The organism is Algibacter sp. Ld11, assembly GCF_045066735.1.
Classification (GTDB): domain Bacteria; phylum Bacteroidota; class Bacteroidia; order Flavobacteriales; family Flavobacteriaceae; genus Algibacter.
On sequence record NZ_JBISHH010000026.1, the window covers coordinates 150,203 to 174,780 of the forward strand.

23 protein-coding genes are annotated in these 24,578 nt (G+C 33.4%); 16 read left to right on the forward strand and 7 right to left on the reverse strand.

Annotated elements, in window-relative coordinates:
* The first annotated feature begins 51 nt into the window (after positions 1-51).
* The 6 genes from ACJJV4_RS17385 to ACJJV4_RS17410 all read left to right on the forward strand — a co-directional run bounded on the left by ACJJV4_RS17385 (position 52) and on the right by ACJJV4_RS17410 (position 3,631).
* Positions 52-744 carry a hypothetical protein gene (locus tag ACJJV4_RS17385; protein ID WP_405296664.1) on the forward strand — a complete coding sequence of 231 codons (693 nt, stop codon included), beginning with the start codon at positions 52-54 and terminating at the stop codon, positions 742-744.
* A 7-nt stretch (positions 745-751) separates the two neighbouring features.
* Entirely contained in the window at positions 752-1,396 is a 645-nt protein-coding gene (locus ACJJV4_RS17390; protein ID WP_405296665.1) for a Clp protease N-terminal domain-containing protein, read from the forward strand.
* A 197-nt stretch (positions 1,397-1,593) separates the two neighbouring features.
* Positions 1,594-2,340 (forward strand): hypothetical protein, encoded by a 747-nt coding sequence (locus ACJJV4_RS17395; protein WP_405296666.1) that lies wholly within the window; start codon positions 1,594-1,596, stop codon positions 2,338-2,340.
* Between the two features lie 5 nt (positions 2,341-2,345).
* Complete coding sequence (locus ACJJV4_RS17400; protein ID WP_405296667.1) at positions 2,346-2,816, forward strand: hypothetical protein; 471 nt, start codon at positions 2,346-2,348, stop codon at positions 2,814-2,816.
* A 157-nt stretch (positions 2,817-2,973) separates the two neighbouring features.
* Complete coding sequence (locus tag ACJJV4_RS17405) at positions 2,974-3,297, forward strand: hypothetical protein (RefSeq protein ID WP_405296668.1); 324 nt, start codon at positions 2,974-2,976, stop codon at positions 3,295-3,297.
* Positions 3,298-3,415: 118 nt separating this feature from the next.
* Positions 3,416-3,631, forward strand: a complete 216-nt coding sequence (locus ACJJV4_RS17410; protein WP_405296669.1) for a hypothetical protein — start codon at positions 3,416-3,418, stop codon at positions 3,629-3,631.
* A 61-nt stretch (positions 3,632-3,692) separates the two neighbouring features.
* Here the strand turns inward: ACJJV4_RS17410 and ACJJV4_RS17415 are convergent, their stop codons facing one another.
* The 4 genes from ACJJV4_RS17415 to ACJJV4_RS17430 all read right to left on the reverse strand — a co-directional run bounded on the left by ACJJV4_RS17415 (position 3,693) and on the right by ACJJV4_RS17430 (position 7,481).
* Positions 3,693-4,280, reverse strand: coding sequence for a lactate utilization protein C (locus tag ACJJV4_RS17415; RefSeq protein WP_405296670.1), 588 nt, complete (start codon positions 4,278-4,280; stop codon positions 3,693-3,695).
* A 3-nt stretch (positions 4,281-4,283) separates the two neighbouring features.
* A complete protein-coding gene (locus tag ACJJV4_RS17420; RefSeq protein ID WP_405296671.1) occupies positions 4,284-5,663 on the reverse strand; it encodes a lactate utilization protein B in 1,380 nt (459 codons plus the stop codon).
* 35 nt (positions 5,664-5,698) lie between these two features.
* Positions 5,699-6,436 carry a (Fe-S)-binding protein gene (locus ACJJV4_RS17425; protein WP_405296672.1) on the reverse strand — a complete coding sequence of 246 codons (738 nt, stop codon included), beginning with the start codon at positions 6,434-6,436 and terminating at the stop codon, positions 5,699-5,701.
* 172 nt (positions 6,437-6,608) lie between these two features.
* Positions 6,609-7,481, reverse strand: coding sequence for an AraC family transcriptional regulator (locus ACJJV4_RS17430; protein WP_405296673.1), 873 nt, complete (start codon positions 7,479-7,481; stop codon positions 6,609-6,611).
* Between the two features lie 339 nt (positions 7,482-7,820).
* On the opposite strand from ACJJV4_RS17430, the gene trxB reads away from it, so the two are divergent.
* The 8 genes from trxB (at position 7,821) to ACJJV4_RS17470 (ending at position 14,186) form a co-directional block, all read left to right on the forward strand.
* Positions 7,821-8,801 carry a thioredoxin-disulfide reductase gene (gene trxB, locus ACJJV4_RS17435; RefSeq protein ID WP_405296674.1) on the forward strand — a complete coding sequence of 327 codons (981 nt, stop codon included), beginning with the start codon at positions 7,821-7,823 and terminating at the stop codon, positions 8,799-8,801.
* A gap of 258 nt (positions 8,802-9,059) precedes the next feature.
* Entirely contained in the window at positions 9,060-10,154 is a 1,095-nt protein-coding gene (locus ACJJV4_RS17440; RefSeq protein WP_405296675.1) for a sensor histidine kinase, read from the forward strand.
* Positions 10,155-10,157: 3 nt separating this feature from the next.
* Positions 10,158-11,486, forward strand: a complete 1,329-nt coding sequence (locus tag ACJJV4_RS17445; RefSeq protein WP_405296676.1) for a sigma-54-dependent transcriptional regulator — start codon at positions 10,158-10,160, stop codon at positions 11,484-11,486.
* Positions 11,487-11,695: 209 nt separating this feature from the next.
* Positions 11,696-12,058 (forward strand): hypothetical protein, encoded by a 363-nt coding sequence (locus ACJJV4_RS17450; RefSeq protein ID WP_405296677.1) that lies wholly within the window; start codon positions 11,696-11,698, stop codon positions 12,056-12,058.
* Positions 12,059-12,093: 35 nt separating this feature from the next.
* Entirely contained in the window at positions 12,094-12,513 is a 420-nt protein-coding gene (locus ACJJV4_RS17455; RefSeq protein WP_405296678.1) for a GreA/GreB family elongation factor, read from the forward strand.
* A gap of 12 nt (positions 12,514-12,525) precedes the next feature.
* Positions 12,526-12,930 (forward strand): hypothetical protein, encoded by a 405-nt coding sequence (locus tag ACJJV4_RS17460; RefSeq protein WP_405296679.1) that lies wholly within the window; start codon positions 12,526-12,528, stop codon positions 12,928-12,930.
* 236 nt (positions 12,931-13,166) lie between these two features.
* Complete coding sequence (locus ACJJV4_RS17465; RefSeq protein ID WP_405296680.1) at positions 13,167-13,352, forward strand: hypothetical protein; 186 nt, start codon at positions 13,167-13,169, stop codon at positions 13,350-13,352.
* A gap of 9 nt (positions 13,353-13,361) precedes the next feature.
* On the forward strand, positions 13,362-14,186 hold the full coding sequence (locus tag ACJJV4_RS17470) for a universal stress protein (RefSeq protein WP_405296681.1): 825 nt from the start codon (positions 13,362-13,364) through the stop codon (positions 14,184-14,186).
* A 78-nt stretch (positions 14,187-14,264) separates the two neighbouring features.
* Here the strand turns inward: ACJJV4_RS17470 and ACJJV4_RS17475 are convergent, their stop codons facing one another.
* Positions 14,265-14,726, reverse strand: coding sequence for an Lrp/AsnC family transcriptional regulator (locus ACJJV4_RS17475; protein WP_405296682.1), 462 nt, complete (start codon positions 14,724-14,726; stop codon positions 14,265-14,267).
* Positions 14,727-14,894: 168 nt separating this feature from the next.
* Between ACJJV4_RS17475 and ACJJV4_RS17480 the strand changes: the two genes are divergently transcribed.
* The gene (locus tag ACJJV4_RS17480) at positions 14,895-15,854 is read left to right on the forward strand and encodes an NAD-dependent epimerase/dehydratase family protein (RefSeq protein WP_405296683.1); all 960 of its coding nucleotides are present in this window, start codon (positions 14,895-14,897) and stop codon (positions 15,852-15,854) included.
* A gap of 10 nt (positions 15,855-15,864) precedes the next feature.
* Positions 15,865-17,061 carry a glycine C-acetyltransferase gene (gene kbl / locus ACJJV4_RS17485; RefSeq protein WP_405296684.1) on the forward strand — a complete coding sequence of 399 codons (1,197 nt, stop codon included), beginning with the start codon at positions 15,865-15,867 and terminating at the stop codon, positions 17,059-17,061.
* Between the two features lie 49 nt (positions 17,062-17,110).
* On the opposite strand, the gene ACJJV4_RS17490 is transcribed toward kbl, so the two are convergent.
* Both ACJJV4_RS17490 and ACJJV4_RS17495 read right to left on the reverse strand, forming a co-directional pair.
* Positions 17,111-22,003, reverse strand: a complete 4,893-nt coding sequence (locus ACJJV4_RS17490; protein ID WP_405296685.1) for a choice-of-anchor L domain-containing protein — start codon at positions 22,001-22,003, stop codon at positions 17,111-17,113.
* A gap of 125 nt (positions 22,004-22,128) precedes the next feature.
* Complete coding sequence (locus ACJJV4_RS17495; RefSeq protein WP_405296686.1) at positions 22,129-24,576, reverse strand: T9SS type B sorting domain-containing protein; 2,448 nt, start codon at positions 24,574-24,576, stop codon at positions 22,129-22,131.
* Between the last annotated feature and the right edge of the window lie 2 nt (positions 24,577-24,578).

The following is a 24,578-nucleotide window of genomic DNA, read 5'->3' on the forward strand; positions in this document are numbered from 1 at the left end:
AAATTGGGACTGAAACCCTTGTGTACATATTAACAATAAAAAAAAGAAAAAGTGATGACAAATATTGAAGAGTGGAAAACTGAAGTGAAAAAATACAATTCAGAATTAAATGAGAAATTAAAAATTAGTTCAAATAACAAAGAATTGTATTACGGTTTTGAGGTTTTAGATGGAAAGATTATTAAACAACCTAAAATATTATTTATTGGAATAAACCCAGGAAAAGGAGATGGTAAAAAAGGAAAAAATATTTTTGAAACAGATAGAATATCTTACTTAGATTTTTTTGATGAAGATTATAGATACCATTTAGCAGAAAAGACAATTAACTTTTTTAAACTAATAGGATGGAACGATGAGAAAATAAAAAACACCTTTAAAAAAGAAGTTGTTAAAACAAACTTTTATCATTTAGCCACTGAAAATGTAAGTGATTTAACTACCATCTTAAATGATATTAATCACAGAGAAGAATATTTCAAGAAAAGCGCAGAATTTTCAATACAATTAATTAACTTATTAAAACCCAAAATTTTAATTTTAGAAGGAAAATCCGTTTTTGACAATATTGTTGAACAATGCTATGGTAAAAAAGTTTGGAACTCAAATAAATATGGGTATTTATACGATAATATAAATAATACGCATATAATCGGTTACAGTCGAGGAAGAGATTTTACAGTTAAAGATAGAGCACATTTTACGAACAAACTCAAAGAAATTTGTGTAAAATCTCAAATATAAATAGTCAATGAATAAAGAAATAAATTTTAAAGAAATTATTGAAATTTTAACAAGACATCTTAAAGCCATAATTTCGATAAAATCAGAATTCGTTGAATTGAAAGATTATGAAAAAGTTTCAAAATTTAGGGATTACGAAAAAGAAATTGAAACTCAATTAGAATTATTAAAAGGTAATAAAAATGCTATTAAAAAACCTTTACATATTAAAGAACAACAAGTCTCAAAAGTAAACTTTTCAAATGAATCAAAAAAGGTTTTAAAATCTATAAATAAAGAAAACGCATTAATTTTTACTAAAGATTTAACTCTTAGTATTCTTAATAATGGAAATAGCGAATTATCTGATATTTTCTTAAAATTAGGTGTTGAAATTAATGATTTAAAAAATGATTTAAAAAATTCATCAATTAAAGATGATATAGCAAGCAAGGAGCATCCTCTTTTTACATTAAAAACTCTTAGAGCAATTGATACTTCATTTTTAGAAGTGAAATTAACAAAAGAAAAAGAGGTAACGCCATATACTATTCTCTTAGGTATTTTAAGAAATAAAAACGACTTTACAACTAAAACATTAAACACATACGGAATAACTTATAAAAACCTATTTACTGAAATAAAAAAAAGGCCTACGCACAGCAATATATAAAAAAAACATAGGACTTTTGTGCGAAATCCAAAGTTTTGTGTTTATTTACAAAGTCCGCTAAATATAAAATATGGCATTTATAGTAGAAAAGATAAAAGCAAAATATTATATTTAGCTAAGTGAAAACTGAAACGAAAGCGCTTATTTATTGCTCTAAGTTTCTTGTAATGAGGGTTTTAAAACATTTAACCTAATCTATGAACAGAGAATATCATCTGTCTTTTTGTAAAATTTGCAATAATCGCAAAAACAATTTAAGTAAAGGATTAGTTTGTTCTTTAACAAACGATGTAGCTGATTTTACAGAAAGTTGTCTAACATTTGAATTGGACTCAAGTGAACTTCAAAAATTCAAGAAAAGATTTGAGGACGAAGTAAATGACAAATATGCAACAAACGGATTTGAGAAAATCTTAAGTGAATCATCATTTACTAAGCCATCAAAATCGAGAAATCCGAAATACAAATCAATTGAAAAAACCCATAATTTAAAATTCAAAAATAATGTTGCCTATGACAAAGCAATATTGATTTTTATGATTTTCACTCTGATTTATATTTTCTTTGTAAATTACAATGATATTAAAAACTCAACTCTAGAAAACGGAGTTTTAGCTGGTTTTGGTGTTTTAGGAGTTCTTATTTGTGTGTTTTTCTACCGTGCATATTTTATGAATTTCAAAACAAAAATATCAACGACTAAAAAAGGAATTGAATATTATGGAAAACATCTAAACTGGAACAATATTGTCGATTATGGCATTGTCCGAACTGAAGGTGGCCGATTTAATCCAGGAATAATAATTGTTGGGACAATAACTAAAGGAATTGTTGAAATAGATTTAACCACTTTAAATATAATCCCAGAAGATTTTATTGATATAATTAGATTAAACACAAAAACGTTATACGAGACCGTCGGCAATAATTTGGAAAACCCGTGAAAATTTTGAAATTTATAGTATTAATATTTGCTTTACCAATATTTGGACAGAATATGAATTTACCCGAAGATTTAACTGAATTTTTAAAATCAAAATCGGAATTGAATTATGACCACAAATCTGTGGAACCTGACTTTGTCGGAATTATTGACTTTGAGAAATTAGAACTTGGAAAAGTTTGGATAGAAGGAAAAACAAGCGGAAAATCATATTATGAAATTCCAGCCATTAATCTGACTGATAGATGTGAATATTATGACCCTGAATTCATTCTACTTTACTTACCAAATGAAAAAATGTATGGAACTTGGGATTCTGACCATTGGACACTATATGTTTTCCCAAATATAAATTGGACTGACATCATTAAAAATCCCGCGAAATTTATAAATCAACAATGGAGTCCGAATAAAGAAATTGGAATTTTATTTGACCCAAAAACGAATTATAAACTGATAAATGGATGGCCATTTTAACCGAAAATAAAAGCACTATTGCCAATATTGTATATGAAAAATTGCGGTTTAGTGCTTAATTAAAGATAGTTGCGTGTTTGCGATATCTAAAATAAATATTTTACCTAAATTGTTAAAATATTAAAACCATTAACCAAATCAATTAAAACCGAAAAACATGTTAGGATTAGTATTACTGTATTGGATAGGCAAGTATTTTTACAAATTGGCAGAAGTCTACAATAAAAGCCAATGGGGTTTTGCTATTTTAGGCATCGTGGTGTATTACGCAGGTATCGTCATTTTTGCGTTCGCTTTAGGTATAATAGCAGAACTTGTAGCACCAGGTGCTATAGATGGTGTTAACGACACGTTGTTAGGTATTATAATGCTTCCTTTTGGACTTTTAAGCGCTTATTTACTGTATAAATATTTAGAGAAAACGTGGGAGAAGAACAAACCTAATACCGACGTAATGATCGATGAAATTGGGTTAGAGTAGGTATTGAGCTTTATAATAAAGCACAAGCTAATTAAAGCTTATGTTTAAAAATTTGCTTTTAAATAAATATTGCTTAAATTGTTTTTTTAATTCCCTAATAATTCACACGATGAAGAAAATGAAAAATGTAGTAGCTTTAGTATTAGTAGCGATTATGATGTCTAGTTGTGCCACCGTTTTTGGAGGTCCAGTAACGGCATCTCAAAAAAGAAAACCAGCTGGAGGCGAACAACAACGCCAAGTAAGAGTTGTGGCATTAATAGCCGATATTATAATTTTTGCACCTAGTTTAATTGTAGATTTTGCAACAGGCGCTATTTACAAGCCGAGGTAGTAACTTGGTAAAAGGTATATTTAAAAAGCTCAAAAGGTTAAATCTTTTGAGCTTTTTTATTTTATTTCAATAATAAGGTTAAACTTAAAGCGCCATGTGCACCAATAACAAGCGATTGCTCGATATCGGCTGTTTTAGATGGGCCAGCAATAAATACTCCAAAATCGTTAGCAGTGCCAGCATGTATTTTTTGATATGCTTGGTGCATGTAAGGTACAATGTTGTCTTTACTGGTAACAATAACGAGGTGTTTTGTAATAAACGGTAAAACACGCATTGGTAATTGCTTATCGGTTACCCAAACCGATCCGTTTTCGGCTACAGCCAAATCACTTTCAAGAATTAAAATATCTAAATCTTCTAAACCTTGTGGTTTTTCAATGTTTGCTAAATCTATAGTGTTAAAGGCATTGGTGTTGGCTATGGCCGAATATTTAATTTTAGCATCCGGAAACAAGTTTTCAACTTGCGAAACAACATCGTTAGAGGCTATTTCAATAACGTTTGCTCCAACAACTTCGGCTTTCTTGGTAAATTCCTGTACTAAATCTAAACCTTCATCAAACAGCGCTAAATCTATGTTTGGTAACGGCAAAGCGTCTGGTTTATTAGCTTCTATTCGGCTTAATATTTTATCTCTACTGCTCATAGCTTAGTTGTTTTTACCTTTATTTTCTTCTCTTTTTTTGTACCAATCGTCAAAACTTTCTTTTGGACCTGTTGGTAAATCACGGGCTTTTCCCCAGGCATTGGGTTTCGAGTTTATTACCGCTTTTGGTAAGGTTCTTAAACTCCAACGCGCTATTTTTCCAACCTTTTCAAACTGTTTAGGTTTAGCAAAAATGCTTCCCATAACTTGCATAGACTTCTTTTTTATAAAAGGCTGTGGCGTTTCTTTAGTAATAATTTGTCGCCATTTATAAAGTTGCGCATGGATGTCGATTTTCACCGGACACACATCCGAACAAGATCCGCAAAGGGTAGAGGCAAAGGGTAAGCTGCTGTGTTTTGTTAAATCTTTACCTGGCGATAGTATAGAACCAATTGGTCCTGGAATGGTAGCATCGTAACTATGGCCACCACTACGTCTGTAAATTGGGCAAGTATTCATACAAGCGCCACAACGAATACAGTGTAAAGAGGCTCTAAAATCCGGACGACTTAATTGCTCCGATCTTCCATTATCTACAATTACAATGTGCATTTTTCTGCCATCGCTAGGTTTTTTAAAATGCGATGAGTAAGTGGTTACCGGTTGCCCAGTAGCCGAGCGAGCCAATAAGCGTAAAAACACACCTAAATGCTCTTGCCTTGGTATAATTTTTTCAACACCCATACAGGCAATATGTACAGGAGCTATGTGTGCACCCATATCGGCATTACCTTCATTGGTGCAAACTACAAAGCCGCCAGTTTCTGCAATGGCGAAATTTACACCGGTAATTGCAGCATCGGCTTCAATAAATTTTTGTCTTAAATGTTTTCTCGCTTCTCCAGTTAAATATTGCGGATCGCCATCACAAGGTTTAGTGCCTAAATGTTCTTGAAACAACTCGTCTACCTCATGTTTGTTTTTATGTATGGCTGGCAGTACAATATGGCTAGGCGGCTCTTTGGCCAACTGCACAATGCGTTCACCTAAATCGGTATCGATAACTTCTATTCCGTCGGCTTCCAAATATGGATTTAAATGGCATTCTTCGGTTAACATCGACTTACTTTTTACAACTTTTTTAGCGTTGTTATCCTTTAAAATTTTGTGTACTATTTGGTTGTGTTCTTCAGCATTGGCAGCCCAGTGTACTTCTACACCGTTTTTATTAGCATTGGCTTCAAACTCACGTAAGTAAATATCGAGATTAGAAAGCATGTGCGCTTTAATACCGTGCCCTAAATTTCTTAGTTCTTCCCAACCTTGCACATGGTGTACGGATTTGTCTCTTTTGTGACGCACAAACCATAAGGCCTTATCATGCCAATCGACTTTTTTTTCGTCTTTATTAAATATACTAGCTAGTTTTGGATGACTCATAATGTTTTGTTTTATGAAACTGTTGGCGGTTTAGATTAAAGACTACTGTTTAAAATTTCGGCAATATGCAAGATTTTTAAAGGCTGTTGGTTTCGGTTAACCAAACCTTCTAAATGCATGAGGCAAGATGTGTCGGTAGCCGTTATAACTTCAACACCACTTTCTAAATGGTCTTTAATTTTGTCTTTTCCCATTTTTACAGAAATGGCCTCTTCGGTAACGGCAAATGTGCCACCAAATCCGCAACATTCATCACTTCGTTTTACAGGCATTAATTCTACGCCTTTTACTTCTTGTAGTAATTCTTCAATGTAAGAAAAACGCGGTCCTACCACTTCAGAACAAGAACCTAAACGTAGGCCTCGTAAACCGTGACAGCTTTTATGTACACCAACCTTAAAGGGAAACGATGCGCCTAAATCTTTAACTTTTAGAATATTTAATATAAAATCGCACAACTCGTAAACATTGTTTCTAACTTTAGTAACATCGTCGGTTTGTGGAATAATATCGTAATGCTTTTTTACATGGTAAGCACAACTTCCAGAAGGCGTAACCACATAATCGAAGTCTTTAAAATTATCTACAAAATTATTGCAAGCACCAACCGATTCGTACTCGTAACCAGAATTGGCCATGGGTTGCCCGCAGCAGGTTTGTCCTGATGGATAAGCCACATCGACTTTTAGTTTTTCTAAAAGTTCTAAAGTTGCTTTACCAACTTGTGGATATAGTTGATTAATGTAACAGGGAATAAATAAACCTACTTTCATAAAATTTCTAATTTAAATGACGTTGGCTTCTAAAATGTTTTAAAATGAAGTATTAAAACCGTTTTATAGCGCAGCACAAAATTAGCAGGAAATAGTATACCAGTCTGCCTAATTTTTGATCGTATGTAATACTTTTTTTGCCTTGTATTGATTGTTTGCTTAAAAAGTGCAATTAATCATGCTTTGTTTTGTGCTTTTCTAGGTATTCGGAAGGTGTGTAGTTCATCACTATTTTAAACTGCCTGTTAAAATTAGAAATGTTATTAAAACCAGACTCATAGCATATTTTTGAAATGTTGAACCTGTTCTCTAAAAGTAACTTGCAGGCATAGCCAATACGGATTTCGGTAACGTATCTAGAAAATGTTTTTTTGTTAACACGCTTAAAGTAGCGACTAAAGGCCGAAGGATTCATGTGTGCAATTTCAGCGGCTTTATTAAGTGAAATCTCTAAGTTGAAATTTTTAAAGATATACGCTTGTACGTTATCTTGTGTATCACTTTTAGAGGAATTAAAGGAATTTATAAAACCTTGACTGGATAGCTTTTTGGTGTCGGTATGTTTTGCTAAAGCATGCAAAATGTTTAAAAATGCCATAGTTTTTTCGAAACCTTCTAGCTCGAGCATGCTTTTAATGTCGTTAAGGAGTTTTTTATTAACATTCAAAAACTTGAGTCCGTAGCTTGCGCGTTTAAACAATTCTAAAATATGAATCATTTCGGGCGTTTCGAAGAATTTGGGACCTAAATAATTTTCTTTAAAATGAATAGCAATCGCTTTGGCTGTTTGCTCGGAAGTTTGCTCGAAATAGCCATCGTCATTAAGCCACATGTGTGGTAAATTCTTTCCGATAAGTACAACGTCACCAATACCAAACTTTTCAACACTATCACCAATAAAGCAGGTGCCTTCACTTTTTAAAACCACAACAAGTTCTAGTTCAGGATGGTAATGCCATATTTTTAAAAAATATGGGTATTCGTTAATTTTTGTGGTAAACGAACTGTTAGTAAGGTTGCTTCGATCTAAAAGGTGTAGTTTCATTTCAAGTTCATACAGTTGGTAGTTAATAGACCTAAAATAACGCAAAAGGTTTAATACGGCAAAAATAATATTGCTATTGTTTTGTTAATTGTGATTTTTAAGCGGTGATCTTAGTTTGTTTATTATGCCGTTAAACATTCTTATTATTGACAATAATTAAATCATAGAGGCGTTTGCCTGTGTACTTTTAAAGATAATGCCGAAAGTGGTTTTATAGTGACTAACTATTGTGCTATAAAAACTGTTGATAACTTCTACGTAAGGATTCAATCAAAAATTCTACTTTTGTTATACCGATTTCATATTTAAATTGGTCTTAACCAAAATTTAATAGCAATTATGTCTGATACAATTGAAAAAGTAAAATGCTTAATTATAGGATCTGGACCTGCAGGTTATACAGCAGCAATTTATGCAGCAAGAGCCAATATGAGTCCTGTTTTATATCAAGGAATACAACCAGGCGGACAATTAACAACCACTAATGAAGTTGAGAATTTCCCAGGTTATCCAGAAGGAGTTACGGGACCTCAAATGATGATGGAATTACAAAAACAAGCAGAACGTTTTGAAACTGATGTACGTGATGGTTGGATTACTAAAGTTGATTTCTCTGGAGATGTACATAAAGTTTGGGTGAATGATACCAAAGAAATACACTGTGATACCGTAATTATTTCAACAGGAGCTTCGGCTAAATATCTAGGTATAGAATCTGAACAAAAATATTTAAAGTTAGGTGGAGGTGTTTCTGCTTGTGCAGTTTGTGATGGATTTTTCTATAGAAACCATGAGGTTGTTATTGTAGGTGCAGGAGATTCTGCTTGTGAAGAAGCTCACTATTTATCTAAACTTTGTAAAAAAGTGACAATGTTAGTGCGTCGTGACGAATTTAGAGCGTCTAAAATTATGGCTACTCGTGTTAAAAACACAGAAAATATTGAAATTTTATTCAATACGGAAACAGAAGAAGTTTTAGGTGACGGTCAAGTTGTTACTGGCGTAAGAGTTTCAAATAACAAAACAAAAGAAACTCATGAAATTCCTGCAACAGGATTTTTTGTAGCTATTGGGCATAAACCAAATACAGATATCTTTAAAGATTTTATTGATATGGACGAAACAGGATATATTAAAAATGTACCAGGTCGTGCTTTAACAAATGTTGAAGGTGTATTTGTTTGTGGAGATGCTGCAGATCACGTGTACCGCCAAGCTGTTACAGCTGCAGGTACAGGATGTATGGCTGCTTTAGATGCAGAGCGTTACTTAGCGGCTAAAGATGCTACTTTTGAGGTAAGCACATCAAATTATAACTAAGAGTATTTTAAAATATTTTTTTTAATATGAAGAAAGACTGCTTGAAAAAGCGGTCTTTTTTTTTGTTTAATAACAAGGCTAAGTTTTCACTTAATAAATTGAAGATGTGTTTGAATACTTTTGATTGAAGAGTAATATTTAAAGAAAATTTCAAGTCGATATTATTTTAGGAAAGCATTTAAATATTGTATTTTAATACATTAAAATGAAGTTTGTAAACACATGTAATTATAAAGGTTTCTAAAGTAAAAATGAAAGATGAGTAAAGTAACCGCCGAAGCATTAAAAGAACGCATAAAAGAGCTCACTTGCCTTTATGAGGTATCATCGAGCATAAGTAATGCTAATCCGGAATATATTGAAGCTACTATGGAGGCTATTGCTAAAAGTCTTCAAAAAGCATTTTTGTATCCCAATAAAACGGGTGTTCATATTACAGTGAATAGTTTAACGATGCAGACGGGCAACCATAGCGAAGAGGTTGTTTCAATTCAATCGAATATTAAAATTTTTAACAAGGTTAAAGGCCATATTGTTTGTAGTTTAAACGCAGCTAATTTTAAAGCTGAAGATTTTTTAACTGAAGAACAATTACTGATAGATAATGTGGCTTTAAAAGTTGGTGATTTATTCGAGCGTATCGAAATTCAAAATAGTGAAGCTGCTTTAAAAAGGCGAGTAGAACATGCCGATAGGCTAGCGATACTGGGCGAAATAACCGCTGGAATTGCTCACGAACTCAATACACCTTTAGCGAATATTTTAGGGTTTGCCGAATTGCTACAATCTGATTTTTCGGGTGATAAAAAAGTATCAGGCGATTTAAGTAAAATTATAGATAATGCCATTTTTTCTAGAGAAGTATTAAAAAAATTAATGTTTTTTGCCTGCGAAATGCCTCAAGAAATGAAACGGGTTAATCTCGTGCCCATTATAAAAAGTGCTATCGAATTGCTCGATGCTTCCTTTAGAAAAGAGCAAGTTAAATACGAAGTAAAAATAGTAGATGAAACGCTTTGGTTAAAGGCAGATCCTATTCAATTGACTCAAATAATATTCAATTTACTTATGAATGCTATTTACTTCTCGCCAAAAGATGGTTTAGTCACTATAGAAGCATTTCAAACAGATAATAATATTATATTAAAAATATTGGATGAAGGCTCGGGTTTTACACCCGAAGCTTTGGAAAAAGTGTTTCAGCCCTTTTTTACCACAAAACCCATGGAAGATGGTTCTGGTCTTGGTTTAAGCGTTGTGCATGGTATTGTGGCATCTCACAAAGGCACTATAAAAGCAGAAAACAGACCACAAAAAGGTGCTATATTTACAATGACTTTACCAAAAAATTAAGGCATGCTATTACGTAAAGAAAACATATTAATTGTTGATGATGATGTCGATATTCTAGAACTATTGCAAAGGCATTTACAGTCTTGGAATTATCATACTTACAAAGCGGTTTCCGTAAAAGAGGCCGTTACTATTTTGCGTGATACTAAAATAGATTTGCTAATTACAGATTTAAAAATGCCCGAAATTGATGGAGCGGAACTCATTAAATTTGTATCAGAACATTATCCTAAATTGCCGAAATTGGTGGTGACGGGCTATCCGTCGGTTCAAGATTCTCTTAAATTTATCAAATCTCGTGTGGTCGATTATTTAACCAAACCATTCACGAGAGCGGAACTTAAAGCCGCAATTAATAAATCGATGGCCATTTCTAACGAAAAGGATTTTAAAGCGATTAAACCTTCCGAAGAAAAAAATAAAGCCTATGGAGATATTATTGGTCATTCTGAAAAAATACAAGATGTTATTCAAATAATTGAACGTATTAAAAATAATAAAGCTACTGTTTTTATAAACGGTGAAAGTGGCACCGGAAAAGAACTTGTGGCTCGTGCTATACATTACCAAGGTAAATTTGCTCGAGCACCATTTATTGTGGTAAACTGCGGTGCTATTCCCGAAAATTTATTGGAAGCTGAACTTTTTGGTTATGTAAAAGGTGCATTTACAGGAGCCGATACTAATCGAGATGGCTTTTTTCAAGCGGCTCATGGTGGTACTATTTTTTTGGATGAAATAGGCAATGCTTCGGTAGCAGTTCAACTTCGTTTGTTACGTGTTTTACAAGAAAAAGAAGTGATTAAAGTTGGTGCACAAAAAGCAGAAAAAATTGATATTAGAATTATTGCAGCGACAAATAGTGATTTGCGCGATATGATTAAGAAGCAAAACTTTCGAGAAGATTTGTTTTATAGATTAACTGTTGTAGAAATACATGTTGCACCGTTACGAGAGCGTAAGGACGATATTCCTGTATTAGTTGATAAGTTTTTGTTTAAATACGGTGTTGAATATAAGGATCGATATGTAACTATAACACCCGAAGCTTTAGCTATTTTAAATAGATATAATTGGCCAGGGAATATTAGGGAGTTAGAGAATGTAATACAGCGTGCTGTAATTATGTGCGATAAAATTATTGATGTGGTACATTTGCCAGAGCATTTAAAATACACTTTAGAGTTTAGCGATAACGAGTTTGAACCACTTAAAGTGATTGAAAAAAAATACATAGAAAAAGTATTGCGGTCAACGGGTAATAATAAAACCAAGGCTGCAAAAATTCTTCAAATAGATAGAAAAACTATTCGTCAAAAACTAACAGAATAATATCTTTTTACTGGTGCGTTTCTCCTCAACTGGGTAATTTTGTACCGATTTTAAAATTCATATGTTTTGTTTAAAATATTAGCTAAGCCCTTTATACGTAAAGGGTTTTTGCATTTCTAGACTTGCTAATAATTCTCATGGCACAAACGTTGCCTATTATAAAGTAATTATTAAAAAAAGAGAAAAATTAATTTTAAAAGGAAGTATTTATGAAAAAGTATGTATTAGCAAGTTTTATGGTTTTAGGAAGTTTAGCAATTAATGCTCAAGATGATGGAAGTAAATCGACAGCGCTAAAAGTAGGTGATGTTATTGAGATTGGGCACCCTTCAACAAGCAAGTATAAACACATTAAATTTCCGCGGGCAAATTTTATAATAAAAAGAAATGGAGTTGCAGACTATAAGAAGGCCTTAGGAGAGGAAGTTGTAATTACAGATGTAGAAAAAATTGATAATGGAGAAACGAGAATTAGCGTAAAGCGTAAGGACGGCAGACGGTTTTTTAACACGGTATCCAATGTGTCTATAAGTTTAGAAAAAGCTTTAGAGGCCAACGAAATAAAAATATAATGCTCAATCTGGTTAAAATTTAAAGGCATATAGTAATGAAATACGGAAGCTTAATTTTAGAAAAAAAAGAGTACGTGTATTTAAAGCGCATACTAAATGTGTCTGGTTATGCTGGAGATTTTGAAGTTCAAAATTCTCTACAAAAATTGAGTGAAGAGCTAAGGGAAGCCCAAATAGTAGATCATGAAAACATGCCAAGCGATATTATTCGATTTAATAGTAAGGCAACTTTAATTTTTGAAAATGGCTTAGAGAAAACATTGCAATTAGTTACTCCAACCGATCGCGATGTAAGCAAGAATAAAATTTCAATTTTAGCGCCTATGGGTGCGGCTTTAATTGGTTATGCCGAAGGTGATACTCTTATTTGGGATTTTCCTGGAGGAAGACATCATTTAAAAATAGCCCAAGTGAATCAAGAAGAAATCACTGAAGTTTTAAACCTAATCATTTAAAAATTTTTAATAATGAAAGCAGAACATTTAGAAATTTATGATCATGATTCCGATGTGGATATTACACATAAAATCAATACAACGGAACTCGATAATTGGATAAATCATATTAAATATATTCAAACAGAACTGAATAATTTAATTGCTATTTACCGTGCTATAAGTCAGAACGCAGAAGCGGATGGGGTTTTAAATAAACTATCTAAAAAACAAATAGAAAACCAAACCTTGCTTACTGCGCTTAATAAATATGTGTTATTACGCTCTAATTTAATTGAATGTGATGATATGCAATGTGATATGGTGTACATCACCGAGCACGAAAGTTATAGAAGAAGTTATCTATACCACATCGATAAATACAGACGATTAAAAGATGAGGTGTTTGGAGCTATACATGCTAAACTAACATTGTAAAAAAAGTAATAGTAATTAATTTATATAAATTATTGGACCATATTTTATTATATAGAATAGACAATCAGAGGCGACTTTGCATTCAAAAAGATTTAAAAGAATTAAATCTTTGGCTCTATACATTAGAGCAATTTAATAACAAGTTAGATTGCTTTAGTGTTTTAGAAAAACGGCTAATTAAAAGCCCATCGGTTGAAAATTTAATAAAAGCACTAAGGCGAAAAAATGTTTTAGTTATGGGCACTTTCTGCAAGTATAGTCAGGATTTAAAAATTGAATTTGAATACGGTAAAACAGAGTATAATGAAGCACGATCTAAAATGCATGAAAAAAAGCGAGAACAATATAAACTGCTGCTGCAGGAGTTTACTGCTTTTGAAACGCATATTTATAAATTATTAATGCGGTATAAACTTAAATAATTAGAAAACATGAAAAAGATTTTAATTCCCACAGACTTCTCTACAAATAGTTACAAGGCTATAGATTATATTACAGAACTCTTCAAAAATGAGGTCTGTGCGTTTTACTTTCTTAATGTTTATAATTATGGCACAGGAGGTTTAAGTGCTATAGAAATGTTACAGGCCGATGATGAATGGTTTGAAGAACCAAAAGATGAATCTCTACTTCATTTGGGCAATCTACTGAATGAGTTTGCTGTAAAAAAAAATAATGAAAAGCACGAATATCATGTTATTTCGGAAGGTTTAAGTCTGGTAAAGGCTATGGAAAAACATATAGAGCGTATCAATGTTGATTTAATTGTGCTAAAGGGCAATGCTAAAATTAGTAAAAACATAGAATCCATTGTTGGGAAAATTAGAACTTGCCCCGTTTTAATTGTTCCGCCATATGCTTCGAGGAACAAAAAAATAAATTTAACCATAGCATCAAATTTTACTGAAGAAGTAAGAACTAATGAAATTGACAGCTTTTTAGAAACCTTTAAAAATACCAATTATATCATTACTGTCTTGGCACTTACAAACGAGAAAGACATGCCAAACAAAACTAGTAGACACATAAGTTTGCTTTGCAATCATTTAGAAAATCAAACAGACAAAACTGTAATCTTAGAATTTACAGCAAAATCTGAGAATTTAAAAACTTATGCTATATCTCATTTAAGTAGCATTATGTGTGTGGTAGACAAAAAACCAGATCTACTTAGAAAAATTGGGTTGTGTAAATCTAGAGTTATTTCAATACTTGAGAACATACATAACAATCCCGTTTTAACTATACATCAGTAGTTTGATGTTAATTTTTTTAGTTATTGTGTTAGTAGAGCCTTTGAGATAATCAGAGGCTTTATCTTTTCTTAAATCAGTTTATATATAAAACTCAGTAGTCGAATGTATTTCTTTTAAAACGAAATAACTTTCTAAGACACCAATATTTTCAATTTTGGATAATTTAAGACGGACAAACTCATGATAGTCGGTAAGGCTTTCTAGATTAATTTTTAAGAAAAAATCTACTTTTCCAGCCATATGGTAGCATTCTTGTACTTCTTTAAGAGCCTTAATTTGACTTTCGAATTTTTCTATAAAACCTTCGTTATGGTACCGTAGCGATACCATGCAAACGGCTGTTACCGCTTTGTTTAGTTGTGTTTTGTTAAGCAAAGCCACATATTTTTTTATATAGCCCTTGTTTTCCAAACGTCTAATACGCTCGTACACTGGTGAAGCCGTTAAATGCAATATTTTGGCAATTTCCTTTGTTGTTTTTTTAGAATCTTTTTGTAAAATTCTTAAAATATGAAGGTCTATGTCGTCTAATTTTTCCATTTGTGCAGATAATTTTCCTGTTTAAAAAGATTAAAACGAATTGGTTTAGTTAATAATATGGTGCTGTTTCGTTTTAAAAGATAAAAATACTTATTTATTGTTTATATAGCATTTAATTAATTGTGTAATTGTTGTTTTTGGTAATTTTGTTCTGTAATAGATTTGGTTATGAAACACGAAAGAATTTTAATTACTGGAGCAGGTGGCCAACTTGGTACCGTTTTAACCGTTGAGCTCAAGAAAAAATATGGAGCAGAAAATGTTATCGCTTCAGATTTGAGAGTAAATCCGGATTTTATTGGGCATTTTGAAGTTTTAGATGCAACAGATTTTGATGCGCTTAAAAGAGTGGTTTTGGAATATGAGATTACTCAAATATTTCATTTGGTTGCTATTTTATCTGCTAATGGTGAGAAAGACCCAATGAATACTTGGGATGTTAACATGAAATCATTTTTTAATGTTTTAGAAGTTTCGAGGTTACACGGTATTAAAAAAGTGTTCTACCCGAGTTCTATTGCCGTTTTTGGTGAAGATGTTGATATGGATAACACGCCTCAGGATTCTAATTTAGTGCCTTTAACCGTTTACGGAATGAGTAAAGTAGCCGGAGAAAATTGGGCGAATTATTATCATAAAAAATATGATTTGGATGTTCGTTCTTTAAGATATCCAGGTGTTATTGGTTATCAATCTATGCCAGGAGGAGGCACTACAGATTATGCTGTAGATATTTTTCATAAGGCAGTAAAACATGAAACATTTGATTGTTTTTTGGAGGCTTCAACTCATTTACCAATGATTTTTATAGATGATGCTATTAAAGCAACTTTAGAATTAATGGATGCACCTGCAGAGAAAATATCAGTAAGAACATCTTATAATTTATCAGGAATGAGCTTTGCTCCAAAGGATGTTTTTGAAGTCATTAAAAAAACAATGCCTAATTTTGAAATAACTTATAAACCTGATTTTAGACAAGATATTGCAAATTCATGGCCAAATAGTATAGATGATAGTCAGGCCAAAAAAGACTGGAACTGGCAACCTAATTATAACTTAGAAAACATGACTAAAGTTATGATTGAAAAGTTAGAGTTGTATTACAATAGTAAATTAATAGCATAAAAATAAAACCATGTACGGAAGCATAAAAGATAAATTAAAAGAAGAATTGCAAGCCATCAAAAATGAAGGTTTGTACAAAGAAGAGCGTATTATCACAAGTTCTCAAGATGCTGTTATTAAAGTATCAACAGGCGACGATGTTATTAATTTCTGTGCCAATAATTATTTAGGATTATCAAATAATAAAGAAGTTATTCAAGCGGCTAAGGATACTTTGGATACGCATGGGTTTGGTATGTCTTCTGTTCGTTTTATTTGTGGAACTCAAGATATTCATAAAGAATTAGAGTCTAAAATAGCTGAGTTTTTTCATTGTGAAGATACCATTTTATATGCTGCCGCTTTTGATGCAAATGGTGGTGTTTTTGAACCGCTTTTAAATCATGAAGACGCTATTATTTCCGACTCATTAAATCATGCTTCTATTATTGATGGTGTACGTTTATGTAAAGCGGCGAGATACCGATATGCTAATAATAACATGAGTGATTTAGAAGCTAAACTTATTGAAGCTAATAAACAAAATCATCGTTTTAAAATTATTGTAACCGATGGTGTGTTTTCTATGGATGGCGTAGTTGCAGAACTAGATAAAATTTGTGATTTGGCAGATAAGTATGATGCCTTAGTTATGGTTGATGAATGTCATGCTTCTGGTTTTATTGGTAAAACAGGTAGAGGTACTATTGAGCTTAAAAATGTATTAGGCCGTGTAGATATTATCACGGGTACGCTTGGTAAAGCTTTAGGAGGAGCTATGGGTGGTTTTACAACTGGTAAAAAAGAAATTATCGCTATGTTACGTCAGCGTTCACGTCCATATTTGTTTTCAAACTCTTTAGCTCCAGCAATTGTAGGTGCTTCATTAAAAGTGTTTGAAATGTTAGAAAAAGACACTTCATTTCGCGATAAATTAGAAGAGAATACAAAATATTTTAGAAGTAAAATGGAGGCGGCAGGTTTCGATTTAGTAGGAGCAGATGCCGCAATTGTTCCGGTTATGTTGTATGATGCTAAGCTTTCTCAAGATATGGCAAATCAACTTTTAGATGAAGGTATTTATGTTATTGGTTTCTTCTATCCTGTAGTACCAAAAGATAAGGCCCGAATTAGAGTGCAACTATCTGCTGCGCATACTAAAGCGCACATTGATAAAGCCGTTAATGCTTTTATTAAAGTGGGTAAAAACCTGAAGGTTATTAGTTAATAATAAAACCCTAAAGAAATTAAATATTTAAGTTGAAAATGTCTTCCTTTTAGCGCTTCAAAGCGAAGTGACCTCTTAAATCGAAGGCGTTTCCATCTTGAACAATTTGTGCTAAATACCAATAATCATCGGCAGGTAGGTGTTGTCCGTTAAAAGTACCGTCCCAACCGTCTGAGTCGTGTGTTAACGTTTTTAATAGTTTTCCGTATCTATTATAAATAAATACTACAGTTCCTGGTAATTGGTTGGCGCCAACAACATGCCAGGTATCGTTATACAAGTCATTATTTGGTGTAAAGTACTTTGGAATATCAAATATAAAAACTGGTCGAGTTTCGTCCATACAGCCATTTAAATCTCTAACAGTCACCAAGTGCTCTCCATAAGGTACGTTAGAAAAAATGTTGGAAGTTTGTGGTTCACCATCATCTAAAATATATACATAATCTCCTATGCCACCTGAACGAATATTTACAATTATACTATTTGGATCTGTAAAGTTAGTTGTTGGAGGCGCAATATCAATTATTGCAGCATCCGATTGAGCAACAACAAAATCTGCGGAGCTAGAGCATGAATTTCCTGAGGTGTAAGGTCTAGTGACCGTTACATTATAATTCCCTGGATTTTCTGGTTGAATTGTAATTTCAGGCGTTGTTTCTCCTGTGGACCATAAATAGGTGTCTCCAGCTTGTCCTGTTTCTGCACTAACAGTAATAGGTGTTCCATTACAAATTGGAATTATGTCATCTAACTCAATAACAGGTAAAGGATTAACGTAAGTGGTAAACTGAGTAATATCGTAACAAGTAGTTAAGGTAGATTCTAATCTCGCATAAATAGTTTCCCCATTCTCTGCGACGTAAAAATTACTTAAAGCATTTATCTTTTCATCGGCATCTGTAACCGTATTGTAATATGTAATGCTATGTGTACTTGGGTTTTGGCTACCTAAAATAATTGGGTTAGCGTTGGTTAAATCGAATTCTAAGAAGCCATCGTAATTATCATCACATTCTGTTAAATCTGCGGGCGTATTAGAGGCACGTGGATTAATATAAACTCTTAAGTTGAATGAAGTTACAATGTAACAAGTATTATCAATATCTGTTACTCGTGCATAGAATGTTTGATTTAGGTTGCTGTAAGTATACATAGGGGCTAGAGGTGCTGTATTGGTAGTAGCATCAATTTCTGTTTCATGATAAGAAATTGTTACAGCGTTTACATCATCTACTAAACGCACGTCTACTTGCGACAAATCATAAGTATCCGTATCATTATCACATATAGCAATGGTACCTACCGTTAATGTAGCTGGTGGTAAGTTTACTTCTAATTCTTGAGGTATTACACTAAAACAACCCGTTAGTGTATTGGTGACTTTTATATATACGGTTTGTGCAGCAGAATTGAACGCTGTTGGATTTGTAATTTCATTGGTGTTATCGAAACCGTTGTCACTTATATCATCAAGGTTTTCAAAGTAGTTTATTTCTAAGTTGGATTGAATTCTGTCGTATAATTCAAATTCAGCATCTTCTAAATTAAAAGTAGTAATACCATCATAGTCATTATCACAACTTGTTAAAACATTTGCAACTTCCGATATATCGGGTGCCGAAATAATGTTTAAACTTAAAGTTTCAACCACAAAACATAACGAGTCGTCACTTTCAATACGTACAAACAAGGTTTGTGGATTTACAACGTTGGTATAATTAGAGCTTGTTAACGCGTTGGTATTTTCTTGTGCATCGAGTTGCGTGGTGTGATAGGAAATGTTCAACACATCTGGCGATCCGTTTGTAATTTCTTGTGTTTTTGTATTTAAATAGAAAACTGCAATTTCATCGTTGCTAATATCATCGCAAATTAAATATTGCGCTGGCGCATTGTAAACCGGTTCTGGCGCCACTTGTATAGTGAAAGAGGTGTCGGTAAAACAATTGGCATCTGTTATATTTTCAACACGAACATATATAGTTTGCGATGGTGTTATATTATTGTAAATGCTATTTTTATCGATTGGCATAGATAGTGCAGCATCTTCATAATAGAAAACTTCTTTTCCTAATTGCCCGTTTAAAATTTCAGTATCCTTTTCAACCAATAAAAAATCTGCTGTTCGGTCTCCATCAACTTCACATATTTGGTAATTTGTAATGGTAGGTGGGTTAGGTAGGGTATTTACAATAATTTCTTGTTCAATAATGTTGTAGCAGCCTGTGGTGCTGGCACTACTTTCTACTCTTACATAAACGGTTTGAGTGTTGGTATTATATGCCGTAGGTGTATCTATTGGATTTGTGAAATTATTAGCATCGTCTAAAGTGGTGTAATAATTAAATACGGTAACCGAAGGGTCTGCGACAATTTCCGACATTTTATCTTCTAAATTAATAATAGAAAAGCCATCATCATCATTATCACAAATCATAAAAGCAGAAGGCGCTGTAGCAGCTGGTGCTAAAAGAATTTCAATTTCAAAAGGATTAATTGTAGCACAACCGGTTGCTATATGTTCTATACGCGCATAAATAGTTTCTAAACTATTGGTGTTGGTATAAAATGGAGGTAATTGGTTGGTGTTATTTTCTGCGTGTGTAAGTTCTCCAAAATAGGTTACTTCAAAATCAGGGTTGCCGTCTAGAACCGTGCTGTCTAATGAGTGTAAATCGATACTAACAAATCCGTCATCATCAGAATCGCAATAAGGAAGTGGTATGGTTGGGTTGAACAATAAAACTGGGTTAATTACTAATGTAATATCTGAAAACTCAGAACATCCACTATCAGTATCTTCTATAGTGATAAATAATGTTGTTGGATTTTCTGCTGTATATAAAACCGTTTTATCAAGCATGTTGATGTTGGCATCTCTATCTGACTCTTCTTCAAAAAAGTTTACACTAATTGGGTTTGGGAGTTCGTTAGCAATGAAGGTTTGTACAGAGTTTAGGTTGAATTGTAATAAATCGTCTGGATCTTCATTGGTATCACAAAGCGCAAAAAAACCAGTATCTGTACCTGTTAAAAGTAAATTGGTATGCACTTCGAGAGGAACAATGGTCGGGCAGCCCGTAGAATCGTCTACAATACGGATATAAAGAATGCGGTATCCTGGCTCAGCATCAGCATTGGTGTATTGATAGTTTGTTTCGTCTGCTACCGGATTGCTTCCTGTTTGGGCATCATCAATACTTTCGTGAAAAGTAGCCGTTACGCCAGTTAAGCCCTCTAGAACATCATCTAAAGCTTGGGTTAAATCGAAATTTGCAGAGCCATCTTGATCGCCGTCGCAGGCATCAATATATTGAGTGTCACGATTAACAATAGGACTAATTGTAATTTCAACATTCAGTACAGTTTGATTTATACAGCCTGTAACCGGATTAATAACTCGTACATAGACGCGTTCGTTGGGCGTATTCAGGTTTTGATATGGCGTAGGTATTGGGTTTGCACCAGTATCTGCATCGGCTTGGCTGTAATGGTAAGTTACTAAAAGCGTGCTGTCTCCTGCACTAATTTCAGCATCTTTTTGCGTTAAATCTATTATGGCATAACCATCAGATAAATTATCTGTATCACACACTTCTAAAGTAGAAGGTGTATTTATAACAGGTAGCGGATTAACTACTAAATCGAAATTAGTGTACGCGAAACAACCAGAATCTGAATCTTCAATTCGTACAAAAATATTTTGCGGATTTGATAATGTATTTGGTATTGGTGTTAATATTCTATTGACGTTGGTTCGTGCTTCTGTTTCAGAATAGTGATAAGAGAAGGTAAAGTTTGTAAACGGAATATTTGCAACTAACTCCGCCGTTTTTGTTGATAAATCGAAAGTTTCTATTTCGTCACCGCTGCTGTCATCGCAGAGCTCGTAATCTGTAATTGGTGTTATTTGTTCTTCGGTATTTAGTACCACAACAATTTCATCTTCTTCAATACACGTGCTTCCATTTAACGAAACACTTACCTCAATTTTATAGGTTCCACTTTCAATAGCGGTATATGTAGTTGCTAAAGCTCCTGGAATTTCAATATTATTCTTAAACCATTTGTATGTGGCAAAAGGGTTATCGATATCGCCATCTAGAAGCGCTGAACTTTCACAACTTGTAATATCTTCACCTAAATCTAATATTTTAAAACTATCACCTTCAATAAATACGGCAGAATCAAAAGTACCATCTGTTTGGTCCGCAATAATTAACTTTACGTGATAAGATACATAAGGTGTAATTGTTGTAGAAGCAGTTAGCACTGTGGTTCGACCTACGTAGTTTGTATCTCCAATGTTATAACCTGCAAAATATTGCTCGTTTTCGGCAGCGCAGGCAGGTAATAAATTGGGGTGTACGGTACTTGTATTTACGGGTGTTGTTGTCCCAGGAAGAATGGCTATATTTTCATAAGGGGCAGCGCTTCCTGTTTCTTTAATAAGAAATACAAAACCATCGGAAACCTGACATGGGTTTATACCATCGTAATCTTCTGATGCAAATAAATAATTAAATTGAAATTGTCCTGAAATTGACACAATATCGAATTCAATTGATGTTGCGTTTAATGTATTTGTAGTGCCTAATGCTGCTTCTAAATCGGGATCGGTACCCCAGATGGAAGAACCTTCGCTTAATGTAGGTGTAACAAGAGAGTTTCCTCCGGAATTTGCTGCTCCCGTTGAAAGCATAATACCCCGTTCAAAAGGGAAATTAGAGCTTGCACGCTCAAAATATCCATAACTATTAAAACCATATGGCGACCCATTTATGGCCGACTGCACATTAGAAATATCCACACAACCATCTACTAGATTATCTTCAACTAGAGATTGCAATGGCATCCCGCTATCTACAGATATTTTTTGTGCGTTAGTAAATTGGCTACAACATAAGAGTATAATAAAAAAGGCGTAGAGAGATCTCATGGTTGGGTAGGCTATTATCAGGGTTTTGAATTGTTGCTATTAATGTGCTAAAAGTATTTGTTTTTCAATTGAAATTTAAAAAATTAAGGTAAACTACAATTTAATAAGGTTTTAGCGCTACTAGATTAATACTTTAACGTAAAATGATCTTTAAATATTCTACCATCTTCAAGTTTAATTAAAAACCAATAATCGTCGCTTGGTAATTTAAAACCATTAAAGCGTCCATTCCAACCGTTTTCTGTCGGTTTTAGTGTCTTAATTAACTTACCAAACCGGTTATATATTGTAATCTCGGAGTTTGGTTGGTTGCTGCTCGATATACCATAAACTTGCCAAGTATCATTAAACCCGTCATTGTTTGGTGTGAAAAATTTTGGAAAACCTATTACATATACTGTTTCATTTATAACACCGCAATCGCTTTTAGTGTCTTTAACAGATACGGTATAATCTCCAGGGCGGACGTTTTCAAATACAATCTCACTTTGGTACGGCGCCACAACTACATTATTACTGTTTAGTAAACGATATTCGTAACTACCTTCTCCAGAAGTTAATACGGTAATCGTGTTGTTTTTAGAAACATCCTCGACTTTTATATCGTTAATAGTTGCAATATTAGAAGCTTCAATAGTTATTGCTTTACTTTTAGAGCATCCCGTAGCGTTTGTTACGGTAACGTTGTAAGTGCCAACTTGGTTAATGTTTATAGCGTAAGTTATTTCTCCGGTAGACCAACTATAGCTGTAATTATCAGGGGAGTCGTTTTTTAACCCTGCATTAATTTCGATGTTTTCGGGGTATGTGTTCAAGCAATAATATAGTAAATCCTCAGAATCAATTTCGGGTAATTTAGAAACGGTAAGTGCAACCTCGCTAATACCATAACAATTGTTCGCATTTTCTACTCGGGCAAAAATAGTTTGGTTGTAGGCTAACGTGTTGGTGAAATTGCTGTTTAATTCATTTGTTTCGAGTAAGGCATCGTTATAGGTTTCATAATAAAAAATATTTAACCCAGTAGGAAGGCCGTTAATAACTTGGTTATCTGCATCGTTTAAATTAAAAGATTCAAAGCCATCTTCGACGCCATCATTATCACACAATGAAAGTGTGGCATTGTTTGAGTTTGTTATGCTTACTGCTAATGTTAACTCGCTGTAACTAAAACACCCGGTTACTGTATTTGTAACTTCTACATAAATAATTTGCGGGTTTTTGGTGTTTAAAAAAGTGTCTCCATTTACTTCTGAAGTTCTGCCGCTATCTGTAAAAAAGCGTACGGATCTGTCGGGGGCATTACCTGTTAAATCTGCTTCAGATTGGTTTAAATTGAAGATTGTGAAACCATCACTTACACCATCTTCATCACATTGAAGTAAAGAAGCATTAAAAGCTTCTGGATTGGCATTTGTGATTAAACTGAACGAAGTAATACTTCTACATAGCGGATTAGCTTTATCTTCAATACGAACAAAAACGTCTTCATTAAATGCGGTTTTGTTATAATATGAATTGGGGTGTGGTGCATTTTTTGTTTCAGCATCCAAAGAAGATTCATAGTAAGTAATATTGAAATTATTAGGCTCTTGGCCATCTAGAATTTCACTGTTTTTTGAAGACAATGTGAAAGTTGTTCGTCCATTTTTATCATTACCATCATCTAGATTATCGCAAAGCACATAATCCGTAGGTTTTATAAAATTTGGGCCTGTGTTTACAATAAGGTCAAATTCTGATATTTCGAAACACCCTGTAGAATTGTTTGTAATTCTGGCGTATATGGTTTGCGGACTTGCAGTGTTTGTATATGGCGAACTAATTTGGTTAATACCTATTATTGCATCACTTTCAGAATCGTGATAAGTAATTGCCGCATCGGTTTGTGTTCCTGTAATAATTGGTGTGTTTTCTTCTAAGTTGAATGCTGTAAAACCATCGTTGTAAGGTACTGTGATATCGCAGTTTTCTAGATTTTTAGAAACAGAACTTACTGTTGAAGCATCGGTTGGTGGTTCTGAAAATTCTGCAGTTCCTGTCCATTCCAAATTAAAGGGGCTATTGCCAATTGGTCTATCTATAACAATAAAATAAGTATCTCCAGCTTTTACATTAAGCCAGCTCACAAAGCTATTACCATTTGCGCCTGGACCCTCAGAGGTGTCGCTTTCTGTGGCATTCATACCTGTGAAATTATTGCTCGCTCCAGAAGAGGAAGGGTTAGTGGTAGAGCATCTAATCGCGAAATTTAAATTAGTACAATCAGCATTAGGGCCAAATACAAAAAAGTCGTAATCTTCGTTTATAGAACTACTAGAAGGTTTTAGTGTAAAACCTAGTGTTCCATCGGTTACGGGGGTTACCTTTAGCCAAACACTCTGGTTTTCTTGACTGCTACAGTTTTGTCCTAAACCTAGTTCTTGTTTACCAATACCATTAACGTCTAAGTTAATGTTTGAGTTTCCGCATACTATTACGGCATCGCTACAATCTGTAGGATTTTGGGCAAAAAAATCTAGTTGAAAAGCAAGGCTCATCAAGATAGAGAGGGAGAGTGTTTTTATTTTCAAAA